The organism is Bacillus sp. LQ16, from assembly GCF_057784645.1.
In genome coordinates this window covers 3908665-3925225 of the sequence record NZ_CM173491.1, presented here as the reverse complement: position 1 = coordinate 3925225, position 16561 = coordinate 3908665, and the positions used below count along the sequence as shown (strand labels likewise).

The 16561-nt window shown below is 33.5% G+C and carries 14 protein-coding genes and 1 riboswitch; of the genes, 7 read left to right on the top strand and 7 right to left on the bottom strand.

The features are described from left to right. Nucleotides 1–24: 24 nt before the first annotated feature. From metE to AC3EMB_RS19585, 3 genes are all read right to left on the bottom strand, one after another. Complete coding sequence (gene metE, locus AC3EMB_RS19595; protein WP_406653338.1) at nucleotides 25–2313, bottom strand: 5-methyltetrahydropteroyltriglutamate--homocysteine S-methyltransferase; 2289 nt, start codon at nucleotides 2311–2313, stop codon at nucleotides 25–27. A gap of 128 nt (nucleotides 2314–2441) precedes the next feature. Further along, a riboswitch (cobalamin riboswitch) is annotated at nucleotides 2442–2629 on the bottom strand. 195 nt (nucleotides 2630–2824) lie between these two features. Further along, nucleotides 2825–3382, bottom strand: coding sequence for a PadR family transcriptional regulator (locus tag AC3EMB_RS19590; protein ID WP_000062063.1), 558 nt, complete (start codon nucleotides 3380–3382; stop codon nucleotides 2825–2827). Nucleotides 3383–3471: 89 nt separating this feature from the next. Next, nucleotides 3472–5013, bottom strand: coding sequence for an MDR family MFS transporter (locus tag AC3EMB_RS19585; protein WP_053563725.1), 1542 nt, complete (start codon nucleotides 5011–5013; stop codon nucleotides 3472–3474). A 411-nt stretch (nucleotides 5014–5424) separates the two neighbouring features. Between AC3EMB_RS19585 and AC3EMB_RS19580 the strand changes: the two genes are divergently transcribed. Then, entirely contained in the window at nucleotides 5425–5925 is a 501-nt protein-coding gene (locus tag AC3EMB_RS19580) for a hypothetical protein (protein WP_488517232.1), read from the top strand. Nucleotides 5926–5956: 31 nt separating this feature from the next. Here the strand turns inward: AC3EMB_RS19580 and AC3EMB_RS19575 are convergent, their stop codons facing one another. After that, a complete protein-coding gene (locus tag AC3EMB_RS19575) occupies nucleotides 5957–6190 on the bottom strand; it encodes an SPP1 phage holin family protein (RefSeq protein WP_000939446.1) in 234 nt (77 codons plus the stop codon). Nucleotides 6191–6353: 163 nt separating this feature from the next. On the opposite strand from AC3EMB_RS19575, the gene AC3EMB_RS19570 reads away from it, so the two are divergent. Both AC3EMB_RS19570 and AC3EMB_RS19565 read left to right on the top strand, forming a co-directional pair. After that, entirely contained in the window at nucleotides 6354–7007 is a 654-nt protein-coding gene (locus AC3EMB_RS19570) for a diguanylate cyclase domain-containing protein (RefSeq protein WP_090977159.1), read from the top strand. 613 nt (nucleotides 7008–7620) lie between these two features. Further along, on the top strand, nucleotides 7621–8283 hold the full coding sequence (locus AC3EMB_RS19565) for a YkyA family protein (protein WP_000922469.1): 663 nt from the start codon (nucleotides 7621–7623) through the stop codon (nucleotides 8281–8283). 31 nt (nucleotides 8284–8314) lie between these two features. Here the strand turns inward: AC3EMB_RS19565 and AC3EMB_RS19560 are convergent, their stop codons facing one another. Next, a complete protein-coding gene (locus AC3EMB_RS19560; protein WP_000804864.1) occupies nucleotides 8315–8773 on the bottom strand; it encodes a YkyB family protein in 459 nt (152 codons plus the stop codon). Between the two features lie 140 nt (nucleotides 8774–8913). Between AC3EMB_RS19560 and ppx the strand changes: the two genes are divergently transcribed. Beyond that, nucleotides 8914–10488 (top strand): exopolyphosphatase, encoded by a 1575-nt coding sequence (gene ppx, locus AC3EMB_RS19555; RefSeq protein WP_140155653.1) that lies wholly within the window; start codon nucleotides 8914–8916, stop codon nucleotides 10486–10488. Between the two features lie 108 nt (nucleotides 10489–10596). Beyond that, entirely contained in the window at nucleotides 10597–12705 is a 2109-nt protein-coding gene (locus tag AC3EMB_RS19550; protein WP_168410522.1) for a polyphosphate kinase, read from the top strand. A 160-nt stretch (nucleotides 12706–12865) separates the two neighbouring features. On the opposite strand, the gene AC3EMB_RS19545 is transcribed toward AC3EMB_RS19550, so the two are convergent. Next, the gene (locus tag AC3EMB_RS19545) at nucleotides 12866–13102 is read right to left on the bottom strand and encodes a hypothetical protein (RefSeq protein ID WP_000283738.1); all 237 of its coding nucleotides are present in this window, start codon (nucleotides 13100–13102) and stop codon (nucleotides 12866–12868) included. 97 nt (nucleotides 13103–13199) lie between these two features. After that, nucleotides 13200–14057: a metallophosphoesterase gene (locus AC3EMB_RS19540; protein WP_488517231.1), complete on the bottom strand. Its 858-nt coding sequence runs from the start codon at nucleotides 14055–14057 to the stop codon at nucleotides 13200–13202. A gap of 231 nt (nucleotides 14058–14288) precedes the next feature. Between AC3EMB_RS19540 and fadH the strand changes: the two genes are divergently transcribed. Beyond that, the gene (fadH, locus tag AC3EMB_RS19535; RefSeq protein WP_000660913.1) at nucleotides 14289–15053 is read left to right on the top strand and encodes a 2,4-dienoyl-CoA reductase; all 765 of its coding nucleotides are present in this window, start codon (nucleotides 14289–14291) and stop codon (nucleotides 15051–15053) included. A 253-nt stretch (nucleotides 15054–15306) separates the two neighbouring features. Continuing rightward, a complete protein-coding gene (locus tag AC3EMB_RS19530) occupies nucleotides 15307–16524 on the top strand; it encodes an EAL domain-containing protein (RefSeq protein ID WP_098678449.1) in 1218 nt (405 codons plus the stop codon). Nucleotides 16525–16561: the final 37 nt, after the last annotated feature.

Genomic DNA, 16561 nt, shown 5'->3' with positions numbered 1-16561 from the left:
TGAGAAAAGGATAACCCATTTTTGTTATGCGTTTGTTTTTAAAAGGGAACGAGCATCTTTCGCTGCTTGAACCATATGTTCTAAAGCTGGAATAACTTCTTCTGTTCTTCTCGTTTTTAAACCACAATCAGGATTAATCCAGAAATATTTAGGATCGCATACTTCTAAAGATTGTTCTACGATTTTATACATTTCATCTTTACTCGGTACACGTGGGCTATGAATATCATATACACCTAGACCGATGCCTTTTTCATATGTTGTATGTTTTAACGTATCAATAAATTCTCCGTGACTTCTTGATGTTTCGATAGAAATTACATCTGCATCTAATGCGCGAATCGCGTCAACAATATCTTCGAAGTTACTGTAACACATATGAGTATGAATTTGTGTTTCATTTGCTACAGAAGAAGTTGCTAAAAGGAAGGATTGTACTGCCCATGTAATATAAGCATCCCAATCTTTTTCTTTTAGTGGCATTCCTTCACGAAGTGCTGGCTCATCGACTTGGATTACTCTAATTCCGGAAGATTCAAGTAGTTCAATTTCGTGACGAAGAGCTAGTGCAATTTGATACGAAACTTCTTTTCTTGGAATGTCATTTCGAACGAAGGACCAATTTAAAATCGTAACAGGTCCAGTTAACATTCCTTTTACAACTTTCTCCGTTAAGCTTTGTGCATAAACTGTTTCCTTAATAGTCATGCCGTTAATAAAGGCTACATCACCATAAATAACAGGTGGTTTTACGCAGCGGGAACCGTATGATTGTACCCAACCGTTTTTAGTGAATGAGAAACCAGCAAGGCGCTCACCAAAATATTCGACCATGTCAGTTCTTTCAAATTCACCATGTACAAGGACATCAAGCCCAATTTCTTCTTGGTAACGAATCCATTTTTCTGTCTCTTTTTCAATAAATTGTTCATATTGTTCATTTGAAATAACACCGTTACGCCATTCTTTTCGCGTTTGACGAACTTCAGTTGTTTGCGGGAAGCTACCAATGGTCGTTGTTGGTAATAGCGGTAACTCCAGGGCAACTTGTTGTAATTCGTATCGTTTTTCAAATGGAAGAGGGCGTGAAAAATCTTCTTCTTTTAGTGCTGTTCGTGCTGCTTTGACATCTTCTCGGTTACGTGCAGCAGATGAGCGAATTGTATGATGTACGTTTCGATATGTTTCCAGCTCATTACTAATGCTTTCTGTACCTTGAGTGAGAGCGGAATGAATAAGAACTAACTCTTCTAATTTTTGATTTGCAAATGCTAATGCATCAAATAGCTCAGTCGATAAGTGAGTTTCTTCTGTTTTATCGATCGGTGTATGCAATAAGCTACAAGAAGGCTGAACGATGAAATCTTTCGTTTGGACTTGTTTTTGTAACGTTGTAAATAACTCAAGAACTTCATCAAGGTCAGCTCTCCAAATGTTACGGCCATCTATACAACCGACAGCTAAAGTTTTATCAGCTGGGAATCCATATTTTGAAATAGCATTTAAATTACCTTCTTTACCATGAATGAAATCTAATCCAATACCGGATACCGGGAATGTAATAATTTCTTCATAGTTTTCTTCCACGCTATCAAAATACGTTTGTAAAAGAAGAGTCGCATTTGGAACTTCTTTACGAATAGCTTCATAAATTTCTTTTGCTTGTTGAACTTCTTCTTTCGTTAAAGAAGCGAAAATTGGTTCATCAACTTGAATGGCTTGTGCACCAGCTGCATGTAGTTCTGAAAGCAGTTGTACGTAAGGTGCAACTAACTGTTTTAAAATGGAAGGGAATTGTTCTTTTGTATAGCCTTTAGCTAATTTTAAGAAAGTATATGGACCTAAAATAACAGGCTTTCCATCTACTCCTAATTCTTGTTTTGCCTCTTCGTATAAGCGAAGTGGACGATTATCTTTTAAAGAGATTTGTAATCCCTCTTCATATTCAGGAACGATATAGTGATAGTTTGTGTTAAACCATTTTGTCATTTCGGAAGCTACGTGATTTTTAGAGCCACGCGCCATTGCGAAATATACATCAAGGTAAGATGTAAACTCAGAAAAACGTGATGGGATAAATCCTAGCATATAGGCAGTATCCAAAACGTGATCATAATATGTAAAGTCGCCAATTGGAATGAGTTCAATCCCTTTTTCTTGCTGTACTTTTACGTGTTGAAGGCGAATTTCTTTCATTGTTGTTAAAAATTGTTCTTCATCAATTGTATTGGACCAAAAAGCTTCCAATGTTTTTTTCCACTCTCGTTGTAGTCCGATACGTGGATAACCTAAGTTACTTGTTTGAATTGCCATTTTAAATTCCTCCCTAATTGAAAGTAAGCATTTCCGTTTACTAGGAAATACTTATAACAAAAAGTGCAAAGACATAGAAAATAAGCCTTCCTTTTTGTTTTAACACCTCATCATCATCCGTGAATCTATCAGTGTTGTTAAAACAGGCAGGTCTCCTGACTTATGCTTCATATAATTTCTTTCACCTTCCCGTTTTCACAGTGGCACCAAAAAGAAATCTCAGCATTTACAGTGGCGGGACCGTGTTGGAGTTTCACCAAGCTTCCCTTTTAAACACGAAACGAAATGTTCGTGTACCTATTTTCCTTTTGAAAGGAATTTAACAAGCGATATGATATTGAAACAAATTCTAACACAATTTTTGGAATTTTGTCTACTGTTTTAAAATAAGAAAATTCCAAAGTTTTTATTTCTTATTATTCTGACTTTTTATTCTGAAGTAACTAATAATATTACAGTATAAAAAGAGAAATTGAGCTATGAAAGAAGTAGGGATGTCTTCTTTCATAGCTCAATTTTCATCTATAGCAACTTCTGAAAGTCGGCCTGCTATAGCATCTTTAAGGAGGGTGTTTAGCCATTGTAATTCAACTGTAATATGCTCAATTACACTTTGCAAGATATATAGTTGTGCACGTGGAACCTTTCCTTTATTACAATCATATATCGTTTGCATAGTATGTAAATATTGAAGAGTATCATTTTTCTTTTTTTCTAAAATAGGAACTAATTCATGATCATTGCTAAAGTGAGCAAAAGATAGGGCTGAATAAATAGGTTTATATATTTGGTTTTTTGCTTCGAATTGTTTTAATAGTAAAGTGTGGAATAGTTTTTTGCCTTCTTCTGTTATATGAAAAATCGTTTTGTCAGGTCGGTTTGTGTCTCTAATTACATTTGTAATGTGAATTGCGCCTTGCTTTTCTAATTGCTCGAAAGCGTAATAAAGTGATCCTTTAGCATATTTAATATAACAATCCATTTGTCGTTCTTTCATAATATGCTGCACTTCATATGGATGTTTATCTCCTTCGAGTAGCAAGCCGAGAATGACTAATTTCATGCTCATGCTGTCTCAACTCCTGTATATAAAAACTTTATACATATTATAAACGGCATATCCTTTTTCATAAAGGGATATGCCGCTTCTTTTTTATATTAACTGACTTGCTTTTGTTTTTCTTTCTTTTTAGGGCCTGTAAAGAGGCGTTCATTTCCCATTAGTAAAATACAAATAACACTTAGTACAGCCGGGATGAGTGCCCAGAAGAATGTGTTCGCAATAGATGTAGCGAGAGCTTCTTTAATACCCGCTAATATTTCAGCAGGAATTTTTGCGGTAGCGCCTGGTGATAATAAGAAACTTGTGTCTCCGCCTTTTGGAGCTAATTTTGCTAGTTCAGGGGGGAACACAGAGTTTAGTTTATCTGTAAAAATATGATTTTGAATTGTACCGAAAATCGTTACACCAAGAGTCATACCGAGTGATCGGAAGAATGAGTTTGTTGATGTCGCCGAACCGCGGTCTCGCATTTCTAACTTGTGAATAGAAGACATACTTAATACTGAGAATGAGAAGCCAACACCAAGCCCAGCGAGAATCATAAATAGTGTTACGAGTAAACGAGGTGTGTCCATTGTTAAAGTACTTAATGAATAAATACCAAGAACGAAGAAGACACCAGATACCATCATAATGTTACGATAGCTTGTTCGAGAAGCTAATTGTCCTCCTGTTTGACTTCCAATTACAGAACCAACCATCATTGGTGTTAAAATTAATCCAGCATTAGAGGCCGAACCTCCAAGAACGCCTTGAATGAAGATTGGAATATAAACTGTACAGATAATAAAAGCAGCACCATAGAAAAAGGCAACTCCTTGACTAGCTGCGAATAAAGGTTTTTTAAATAGATGGAACGAAATAATAGGCTCGGTTGCTTTTCTTTCTACAAAGAAGAAAATAATAAGCGCAATAACTACTGTTGTAAATAAGCCAATAATTACAGTGGAATTCCAGGCATATTCCTTACCACCAAGTTCTAATGCGAACATTAAGCAAACGATACTTATGACAAGTGTAATAGCACCAGCCCAATCAATTTTTTGTTTTCTAAATTCTAGAGACTCACTGTAGTATTTAGTAATGAAGAAAAAGGAGATAAGTCCTAATGGAATATTGATATAGAAGACCCAATGCCAACTTATATAGTCTGTAATATAAGCACCTAATAAAGGACCGAATACACTAGATGTCCCGAAAACAGCACCGAATAGCCCTGTCATCTTCCCGCGTTTTTCTGGTGGGAAGATATCATACATAATTGTAAAGGCGATAGGCATAAGGGCACCACCACCGATACCTTGAATAGCTCTATAAATACTTAATTGCTCAATACTTGAAGCTGTTCCGCAAAGCGCAGAACCGAATAAGAAAAGAATGAGGCCCCCAATATAAAAACGTTTCCGCCCGTACATATCAGAAAGTTTCCCAAAGATAGGCATCCCGGCCATTGTTGCTACCATATAAGCTGATGTGACCCAAACAAACTTATCAAAGCCTCCTAGGTCTCCAACGATTGTTGCCATTGCGGTTGCAACGATTGTATTATCCATTGCGGCCATTAATATACCAAGTAGCAAACCAGCAACAACAAATTTTGTCTTGTTGGTGTCTTTTTTTAATGGTTGAGTTTCCAAATATAACCCTCCTTTAGAAATAAGTAAACTATATTAAGTTTTGAGTGCAGTGGATAAAAAATTTAAATGTATAGTTGATTTTAATTTCTTTTCCATAAGTGCACTAATATGCCATAAAGAATATTATAGTCAAATTTGACTATAAGGCAAATTTTTTCTTCCGTCAAAATATTCTTTCATATGAGTAGAGAACGAGTGAGCGATACGAATATTGCTATAAAGGAAATGAAGTAAATTGTAAAAAAATTTCATAAAGAACACCTTCTGTTAATAGATGAAAAATGGTTTTTTCTTCATATTGTCGAATAGGATAAAAGGAAGAGAAATATTAAACATTACTTGTAGCAAGCTTTAGTAAGTTGGGGAATTCATTGTGTGTATGGTACATCTGAAATGAGGTGAATATATATTATGAAAATATGGGGACGAATTTCGGATACAGGAAAGTATTCAATACCGCTACAACCAGTATTGTGGATTGACGGATCGAAAAAGGAAAATGAATTTCCTCAAGTAGCCGTTACATTGCAAATTGGTAGTATGTATACAGAACAATTTTCGTATGAATTGACCTACGATGTAAACGACATACTTATTATGCGAATTGAAGTGGAAAATAAAGGGATAGAAATGATTTCGAGAGTTGTTGTAAGTCATATGATTCGAGATTACTTTGCTTATATTCCTAATTCTTTAAAAGTTGATAAGGGGATAAGTGAGTTTTTATTCCAGCTTGTAAGGTGGCGAATTGATGATTTGTTACCAAATGAAAAGGTGGAACTACGTTGCAAAATAAAAGCTAATAAAGATAAAGCTCTTAAACAAGCATTCTTTCAGGCTACATATACATTTCAAGATAAAGAGATATCATATGGTCCACTGCAAACAAATGAAGTTGTTGTGCGGCAATGATAAAAAGGAACCTGTACAAAAGGTTCCTTTTTTAGTGAAGGTTGTGTTTTTTGAGTATTTTCTTTTGCTCTATTCCTTTTTTTCCTACATAGTTATTTTTGTAGCCAAAGTATAGAATAAATAAAAATGAAACAACATTTACAATTGCGTCGATTTGATCGTTTGTAATAAAGTGTATGCCGAAAGAGGTAAATAATAATTTTAATGATAATAGAAAACCAGCTAGTAAACGCATAGCATCTGATAGATTCTCTTTTTGTAGCATATAGATTACTCCTTTCTATAAAAGTTATATATTATATATATGAAATAGAGTAGGAAAGGTATACAAGCTTAAGCAGAAATGTACATTGCATATGTACATTTTTTATTTTGTAGAAAAACATTATTGATATAGAAACATATATTGGTATAAAAGGGGGAGAAGTATGAAACATAAAGGGAAAATTAGTGGATTATTACTTGGAAATACAGTGGCAGTTACAGAATGGATTGCACTTCAGGATGTAATTGCAAAACTGGATTCACGATCATTTTATACCGTCTTTATTATTTATATACTGCAAATGATACTAAGTTATTATTTTGGACATTGGTACGATAAAAGAGCGAACAAGCATATGAATGTGGAAGTAGGAGGAATGGCAAGCAACGATTTTGTTGTTGATTTTTTTGGGAAAGTAGCCGCTTTATCTGAAAGAGATTCCCGTAATATTACAGTTTACATTCTTTCTGTAAAAGAATGGGAAGGATTAAAAGACACGTTGCAAGAAAAAAAATTGGGAGTGTTAGTACAAAAATTAGAGAGTACCATTGTAAAGACAATTCGGAAGGGAGATGTTGTTACAAAGTGGGATGAAAATAAGTATGTTATTGTAGCAATTGATAATGGTCATGAAACATCAACAATAACAAACAGATTAATGAAAAATATTGAAAGTGAAATAGAAGGTGATTTACTCAGTGTCACTCTTTTATTTGGAGCAGCTAGCTATCCAGTAGAAGGAAAAACGTTTGAAGAACTGTTGAGAAAGTCGCAAAATCAATTGTATCAGTATAGAAATTTGCAAGAAAATGAGTGAAGCTTCGATTTGAAGATATATGATAGGAAGAAGTTTTATTTGTAACATTTTTTTGACTTTTATTACAAAAAACGTTGCGTTTGTAATAAAAGTCTTTAAAAATATATGAAATAAGCATATAATTATGATGGTAGTGCCAATGCAATTTGCACAATGTGTTTTATTTTAAAAGTGTAGAGGAAAGCAAGCTCTACACTTTTCCTTTTTAGGAAATGAAAAGAATATTTGTAAGTTGTTGCGAGATATCGATTGTACTGTGTAAAATGAACAAAGAGATTATTTGATAGAAAGCTGGAAAGGGAATGATAGACGTGAGAGCGGAACGATCACCTTTTATCAGGTGAACTATTATAGTCTTATTAAGACTGAGGTGAAATTCTGTGGCCATTAAGGTAATACATAGTGTGAACAGGTTTTAAAAAACACGAAGAACTATACTTAAAGATGGATATGGAACTGCTAAATACTTCAAAAAGAATAATGTAATATTAAGTAATAATTCGTACAAACAATATTAATGATCTTCGTAAAAAAGATGCGAGTGTATAGAACAATTACATATTTTATAACTTTTTTATATTACACGATGGTCGTTTATAAATAGGAGGAAGAGATGTTGAAATATAGTAAATTAGCAATTATAACTGCATTATCAATGACTTTATTAGCCGGTTGTTTTGGACCGAAACCAGAAGAAGAATTATATGTAGCGTTTGAAAACGCTGCTAAACAAGAAAAAACAATGTTTGAAGATGCAAAAAAACTTGAGGCTTTAGAGAAAGAAGGACAAGAATTATATAACCAGATTGTGCAAGAAGGAAAAGATAATAATCAAACTGTTAAAGAAAAATTGAATCAAGCAGCAAAGAATACAACTGAACGAGAAAAAGTACTTACAAAAGAAAAAGAGGCTTTAAATAAAGCGCAAGAAGAAGTGAAGTCAGCTGATAAGTATGTGAAGAAAATTGAAGATAATAAGTTGAAAAATCAAGCTGATAAAGTGAAAAGCACCTATGAGAAACGACACGATTCATTTAATAAAATGTATGACAGCTATAATAAATCTTTAAAACAAGAAAAAGAGTTATACACAATGTTACAAGATAAAGGTACTAAATTAAAAGATATTAGTGAAAAAGTAAAAGTAGTAAATCAATCTTATAAGGATATTGAGTCAGAAAAAGATAAATTTAATGAATTCACAAAGTCTTATAATACAGAAAAAGTAGCTTTTTATAAACAAGCAAATATTAAAATTAAAGAAGAGAAAAAATAAAACAGTTTGGCCTACACTTGGCCAAACTGTTTTATTTTTTTGTATAAGTACGACTATACCATGGAACAGGTTCACTTAATTTTTTTTCTTGTTTCAATGCTTCAGGACCAATATAATCTTGAAGTGTTTTTTTTGCTACTGTTAAAGATAAGGTTGTTTTCGGATTTCGATAGGAGGATTCAAGATGACCAAGATGCGGTAGAATTCGAAAATCTTCTTTCGTAGGAGGGATGTGGAAAAAATAATCGCCTAAACGTATAAGGACATCAGATTGTTGTTGGCTAAAACGTGGGTTTCTAGAAAAATGTAATCCTTCTTTAATTGCTTTTTTTTCAGCAATCAAACGTTCTAAAGCTGTCTTTTTTAACCAGTATAAATATTTAGGATTAGTAGCTGCTTTAGCATGACGATTCACAACGAAAATAGATTGAGCTAGTCGATTAATAGAATGTTGGTTTTGTAATTGAGATTGTGGTTGTGAAGGTTTCATATTGAATCTCCTTTCAATTTTTCATTATTATACCATAAATAAAGAGGTTTTTATTATATGCAAAAAGTGATTGTATATATTTTCAATATTAAAGCAATATTGTTACAAAAAACAACTATTTTGTATAATAGTAATAGAATATGCTTTTGAAATTTGATAATGAAAGAGTGAGAAGTTTGAAAGAAATATTAAAACAACAGTATGCCATTATAGATATTGGATCTAATACAATGCGTTTAGTTATTTATGAAAAGCAAAATGGAGGTTTTTATAAAGAGATTGAAAATACGAAAGTGGTTGCTAGGTTAAGAAATTACTTAATTGATGGTGTGTTGAATGAAGAGGGAATAGAAGTATTATTACAGACATTATTTCAATTTCAAGAAAGTACAAGGTTCCATCAGTTGCATCATGTACTTTGTGTTGCAACAGCAACAATTAGACAGTCTGAGAATCAAGAGGAAATTAAAAAGCTTATTGAAGGACAAACGGACTTTACTCTTAGAGTATTATCAGAGTATGAGGAAGCGCGTTACGGATACTTGGCGGTTATGAATTCTACATCGTTTTCAGAAGGAATAACGGTAGATATTGGTGGGGGAAGTACGGAAGTTACATACTTTAGAAATAGAGAGATTTTAGAGTACCATAGTTTTCCTTTTGGGGCACTTTCTTTAAAGCAACAATTTATTAAAGGTGATATTCCTACTAAAGATGAGTTAGAAGGAATGCAACGGTATTTAGAGTTTCAATTTCGAACGTTACCATGGTTAAGCAATAAGAAATTGCCTCTTATTGCAATTGGTGGTAGTGCGAGGAACTTAGTAAAAATCCATCAAAATTTAATATGTTATCCTATAGCAGGATTACATTTATACAAGATGAAAGAAGAAGATATTGAAAATGTAAAAGATGAATTAGAAAAATTGTCGTTCATAGAACTTCAGAAATTGGAAGGATTGGCAAAAGATCGAGCGGATACGATTATTCCAGCGGTTGAAGTATTTCATACACTTGTTCATGTTATAGAGGCACCGGCATTTGTATTAAGTAGAAAAGGGTTAAGAGAAGGTGTTTTCTATGAAGAGTTGACAAAAGATTTGGGGATTTCATATTATCCGAACGTAGTTGAAGAAAGTTTGCATTTACTATCACATGAATACGAAATGGATATGGAATTTGTTATTCAACTTATTAAACATGGAAGACTAATTTGCAAACAACTTGAGGAAATAGGGCTTATTTCTATGTCAGTAAAAGACTGGGAAGTGTTCCATCAAGCAGCGAAAGTATTTAATATAGGCAAATATATAGACGAAGAAGCGAGCCGTTTACATACGTTTTATTTATTAGCGAATAAGACAATTGATGGCATGATGCATAAAGATCGAGTAAGGCTAGCACTTATTGCATCGTATAAATCAAAAATGTTATTTAAACAACATTTATCACCATTTGAAGGTTGGTTTGATAAAAGCGAACAAAAAAAAATCCGCCTGTTAGGAGCTGTTTTACAATTTTCAGCTACTTTAAATGTAAGGCAACGATCGCTTGTTGATACCATATCTATAACAGAAAACGAAGAAGGGTTAACGTTTAAAGTTTTATGCGAACAATCAGCATTAGCGGAAAAAGTGCAAGCTGAAAAACAAAAAAAACAGTTAGAAAGAGTATTAAAAACGAATATTAACTTGTTATTTGAACTAAAACATTAGGTTGTACGGATGTCTTTACAAAAAATTTACACTTTATAATATTGTAATTTGCTAAAATAAAAGTAACTAAATTATAGTAAAAAAGTTTCAAGGGGAAGTGTGAAGAGAATGGAATTATTGAAGGGGAATGCAGTAAATTTAAATGATACAGCTTATTACAATAATCGAGAGTTAAGTTGGTTAGCATTTAATGAACGTGTCTTACAAGAAGCGCAAGATGCAAATAATCCACTTTTGGAAAGATTGAAATTTATTAGTATTTTTAGTTCGAATTTAGATGAATTTTTTATGGTGCGTGTAGCGGGATTAAAGGATCAAGTGAGTGCTGGATTTAATCAACCAGAAAATAAAGCTGGCTTAACACCAAAAAAGCAATTAAATAAAATTGCGATAAAAGCCCATGCACTAATGACAGTACAATATGATACATTTAAAAATTATGTATTACCAGCGCTTGAGTTAGAGGGAATTGAACGTTTAACATTCAATGATTTGACGAAAGAGCAGCGAGAATTTATAGAAGAGTATTTTGATGAGCAAATTTTTCCGGTGTTAACTCCTGTAGCTATTGATGCATATCGCCCATTTCCAATGTTATTAAACAAAAGTTTGAATTTGGCTACTCTTTTATATGATGAGAAGCAAGCGGAAGAAGAAAACAGGACGAAATTAGGAATTGTGCAAGTTCCTTCATTACTTGAGCGCTTCATAATTTTACCGAGCGAAGGGCAAAAGCATAAATTTATTTTATTAGAAGACGTAATTAGTAGCTTTACTCATAAATTATTTACGGGATATACAGTATCATCTGTTACTCGTTTCCGTATTACACGCAATGCAGATTTAACGATTCATGAAGAAGGTGCGAGAGATTTATTAAAGGTAATTGAAAAAGAATTAAAAAAGCGTAAGTGGGGGGCTGCTGTTCGTTTAGAGGTTGGGAAAGAACACATTGATGAAAGAGTATTAGCGTTATTATATGAGGTTCTAGAAGTAAAAGATGAAGATGTATATATAATGGATGGTCCATTAGATTTAACATGTTTGTTTTCTTTATATAAAAAACTAGCTCCTTTATATGAACATCTTGTATATCCAGCTCTTATTCCGCAACCGCCTCAAGATTTAGGTGATGAAGAAGATGTATTTGAAAAAGCAATTGAGCATGATATTTTATTACATCATCCTTTTGAATCCTTTCAGCCGGTAGTTGATTTTGTTCGTGATGCGGCAGACGATCCGAATGTACTTGCGATTAAACAAACGTTATATCGTGTAAGTGGTGATTCACCGATTATTCAGGCGTTAAAGATAGCGGCTGAAAAGGGAAAACAAGTGACGGTATTAGTTGAATTAAAAGCAAGGTTTGATGAAGAAAACAATGTTCATTGGGCTAAAGAATTGGAACAGGCAGGCTGTCATGTTATTTACGGTGTAAGTCACTTGAAAACACATAGTAAAATTACGTTAGTTGTAAGAAGAAAAAACGGAAAAATTGAAAGGTTCGTACATCTTGGAACTGGAAACTATAATGATGCAACAGCGAAGTTATATACTGATTTTGGATATATTACATCAAGAAAAGACTTTGGGGTTGATGCAACCAATTTCTTTAATTATTTAAGTGGTTATACAACAAAGCCACATTTTCATCATTTATCGGTTGCTCCATTTGATATAAGAGAGCAATTTATGGATTTAATAGATGAAGAAATCCGTTATCATAGGCAATATGGAAATGGATATATTATCGCTAAGATGAATTCATTAACAGATAAACCATTAATTAAAAAAATGTACGAAGCATCACAAGCTGGAGTAAAGGTAGAGCTCATTGTTCGAGGAACATGCTGCCTACGACCTGGTATTCCAAATGTAAGTGAAAATATTCGTGTAGTTAGTGTTGTTGGAAGATATTTAGAACATAGCCGTATTTATTATTTCCATCATAATGGGGAGGAGAAAATATATTTATCTTCAGCTGATTGGATGACGCGAAATATGGAGAAGCGAGTGGAAATATCTTTCCCGATATTAGATATTGAAATGAAGGCACGAATTAAGGCGATTTTACAGCTTACATTAGCTGATAATGTGAAAACACGTGAACAAAATAAAGATGGTGAGTACTATTATGTTATTAATGGTAGTACAGAAGAAATTGATAGCCAAGTGAAGTTGTTTAAGATGGCATATCAAAATACAGACGCTGAATAATGAAAAAAGTAAAAACCTCTTATGTCCATAAGAGGTTTTTACTTTTTTCTACTCATATGCTCCCAAAATGGAAGGATGAGTAGAAACAATAGTTTTATTATAAGCGTGTAATAAGGTGGTTCGTTGAGAGAATAACATTTGAAAGAATCGTTATTTTAACTTAGTAATAGTATGGTTGCTGACATGGTCCACCGTAACAAGGATAAGGTGCTGGCGGCGGGAAAGGTGGTGGATAAGGTGGATAAAACGGTCGAGGGCCGAAAGCTAATGCTCCGCCGAGCAATCCACCAGCAATTCCAGCTAGAAAGGGAACGCCAAAAAACGGAAAGAAGCGTGAGTCGCCTACTGGACCAATAGGTGCTGAACGGACTGGGATTGGTTGATAATATGGATACATGAACATACCTCCTTTATTGGACTCACTTTCATCATATGGTAAATGAAACATGGATGAGCGCGTACAAGAAAGGATATGCAAGAAAATAGGCGAATTATTACGAATGTTGAAGTATAAAAAGTGTAATTTCAGGTTTTGACATAAAACGAAATGGGACACGTGTTCTTCCGAGGCCTCGATTGACATAGAGAGTTAAATCCTGAATTGTATAGAAGCCTTCAATATAGTCTTGGGCGAGTGCTGGTGTAATAATAGGTCCTAAAAAAGGAATTTGTACTTGTCCGCCGTGACTATGACCAGAAAGTTGCAAGTTGATTGGATATTTAGAAACTTTGGGCGCGATATCTGGTTCGTGAACAAGAACAATGTTATAAGTACTTTGCCGTGCATGCTCTAATGTTTTCTCTATTTTTGGTCTGCCTAGTAGTATATCATCGAGACCGAAAATAGAAATTTCACTATTATCCATTAAACGAATTCTTTTTTCACTATTTAGCAATAGTTCAAATCCAGATTCATGCATGATGTGCTCATAGTATTCAGTTCCATATCCACCGTGATCATGGTTACCATAAATAGCGAATTTACCGAAGGGGGCTTGTATATTTTTTAAAATGGATGCAACGAAAGGAGTGTCAGTATACGTTTGATAATTATCAATGAGATCTCCGGTAAAAAGGACAATATCTGGATTTACAGCATTAATTTTAGAAACAACTTTAGATAAATGTTGAAGCGAGAAATAGTATCCGAGATGTAAATCGCTGAATTGAAGAATTTTTATACCATGAAAACTTTTTGGGATGAGTTGTGATTTTAATGTGTGCTGTGTAAAAGAAATGAAATGGGGCTCTATATATTTAGCATAGTAGTATCCGATGCTACTGGTTATAAATGAATAGAGACAAGTACGCATACCAATTTTTAAAAAATTTCTTCTTGTAATGTGCTTCATAAAAATATGAGTATACCTCAATGTTTTTATTCCATTTATAGGCTACTCAAATCTCCTTTCAGTTTATTTAAAATATACTTTACATAATAAAAAAGTAGTATAGATTACGAAAAAAAATGAATAAAAAGAAAGTTCTTTACGTTAAAATATCAGAAAAGTTTAAAAATATAAAGATTTCTATTAAATAAAGTGATAAAATGAATGTGTATTCATTTTTTGGAGGGGATGTATGTGAAAGAAAAGGTAGTTATTATAACAGGTGGATCGAGTGGAATGGGAAAAGGAATGGCGACTCGTTTTGCAAAAGAAGGGGCACGAGTTGTTATTACCGGACGTACAAAGGAAAAACTAGAGGAAACAAAGTTGGAAATTGAACAATTTCCAGGGCAAGTATTACCTGTACAAATGGATGTAAGAAATACGGATGACATTCAGAAAATGATTGAACAGATTGATGAGAAGTTTGGTAGAATTGATGTTTTAATAAATAATGCAGCTGGAAACTTTATTTGTCCAGCAGAAGATTTATCTGTGAATGGCTGGAATTCAGTCATTAATATTGTGTTAAACGGTACGTTTTACTGTAGTCATGCTGTCGGAAAATATTGGATTGAAAAAGGTATAAAAGGGAATATCATTAACATGGTAGCAACGTATGCATGGGATGCAGGTCCAGGAGTGATTCATTCGGCTGCAGCGAAGGCAGGGGTATTAGCGATGACGAAGACGCTCGCTGTTGAGTGGGGGCGTAAATATGGAATACGAGTTAACGCTATCGCGCCAGGACCAATTGAACGTACGGGCGGTGCTGATAAATTATGGATTTCAGAAGAAATGGCTAAGCGTACGATACAAAGTGTTCCGCTTGGAAGGCTGGGTACGCCAGAAGAAATCGCTGGTCTAGCTTATTATTTATGCTCAGATGAAGCGGCGTACATAAATGGAACTTGCATGACAATGGATGGAGGACAACATTTACATCAATATCCATTTTAAAAGGGATAAAAAATGAATGTTTGATTCATTTTTTATGGTTAAATGTGACGGAATTGTGACATATGAAAGAAAAGTGTTTACAAGAGGTCATATATACGTTATATTTAAGACCTCTTTTTTCTTCATAGTAGAATTGCTAATTCCCCTTAGCATTTTACCCCTCTAATCCCTTCAGGAAAACTGAAGGGATTTTTTATTATTTTTCCGTAAATATCATGTTATAATTTTTGAAAAGTAAAGGGAGGGAAGCACGTTGATAGATGCATTAGATGTAATGAGTAACTTGGATAAAGTCCTTCCTTATTATCAAGCTATTTTTAGTGCTGATGAGCATACTGTAATTGGATATGAAGTAGTAGGACGTATTCAAACAGAAGAGGGCATACAAAGTTTAGCTTCTTTCTTTCACGATGATTCGATTCCAAGTGAATTTCAACTGGAAGCGGATAATATTATAGTAGAAAAAGCTTTAAATCGTTATTTAGAAAGCGATCAAAAATTATTATTATTTATACATCGGAATGCTAATGTATTAATGAATGATGATGAAGAAAGCTTGCTTCAACTTTTATTGAGGTATGAAGAACAAGGTTTAAATTTAAAACAAATTGTTTTAGAGATTACAGAGCATGAATGTAAAGAAGATATAGAGCAATTTAATCATTTGCTTATGTATTATCGTACATATGGTATTCAAATTTCGATTAATAAGGTCGGAACGGGCACAAGTAATTTAGAGCGTATTAGCGTGTTAGCACCTGATATTTTAAAAGTAGATTTAACGAACTTAAGGCAAACAGCACTTTTACAATCTTATCAAGATATTTTATATTCTTTATCATTACTTGCTAGAAGAATTGGTGCAACTTTGTTATATGAAGAAATAGATGCTTTTTATCAACTGCAATATGCTTGGAAGAACGGCGGAAGATATTATCAAGGTAATTATTTGAAAGAATGTTTACCTGATTTTATTGAAACGAATGTTTTGAAAGAGCGACTTGGTAATGAATGTCATCAGTTTATTCAACATGAAAAGAAGAAGTTACAAAAAATTTATAATTTAACAGAGATGTTACGCGATCGCATTGGCGATGTTTTATCAAAACAAAAAAAGAATGAAGATATCAATGATTGGTTATTACAATTTAGTCAAAGTGTATCACAGTATAGTTTTCGCATATTTATTTGTAATGAAGATGGTTTCCAACAATCAGGAAATGTTATGAAAAAAGATGGAGAATGGATTGTGATGCCGGATTATTATATGAAGAACTGGAGTTGGCGCCCGTATTTTCTCGAGAATATCATGAAAATGCGTTTTGAGAATAAGGCAAGGCTTTCAGATTTATATGCAGATATCGAAACGGGCGAAATGGTACGAACATTTTCTTTCCCAATAGATGATGACAACTTTTTATTTATAGATTTATCATATGAATATTTATATGAAGAAGATGTTTTATTTTAATGCACGAAGAGATTCGTGCATTTTTTGTTTGTTTTTA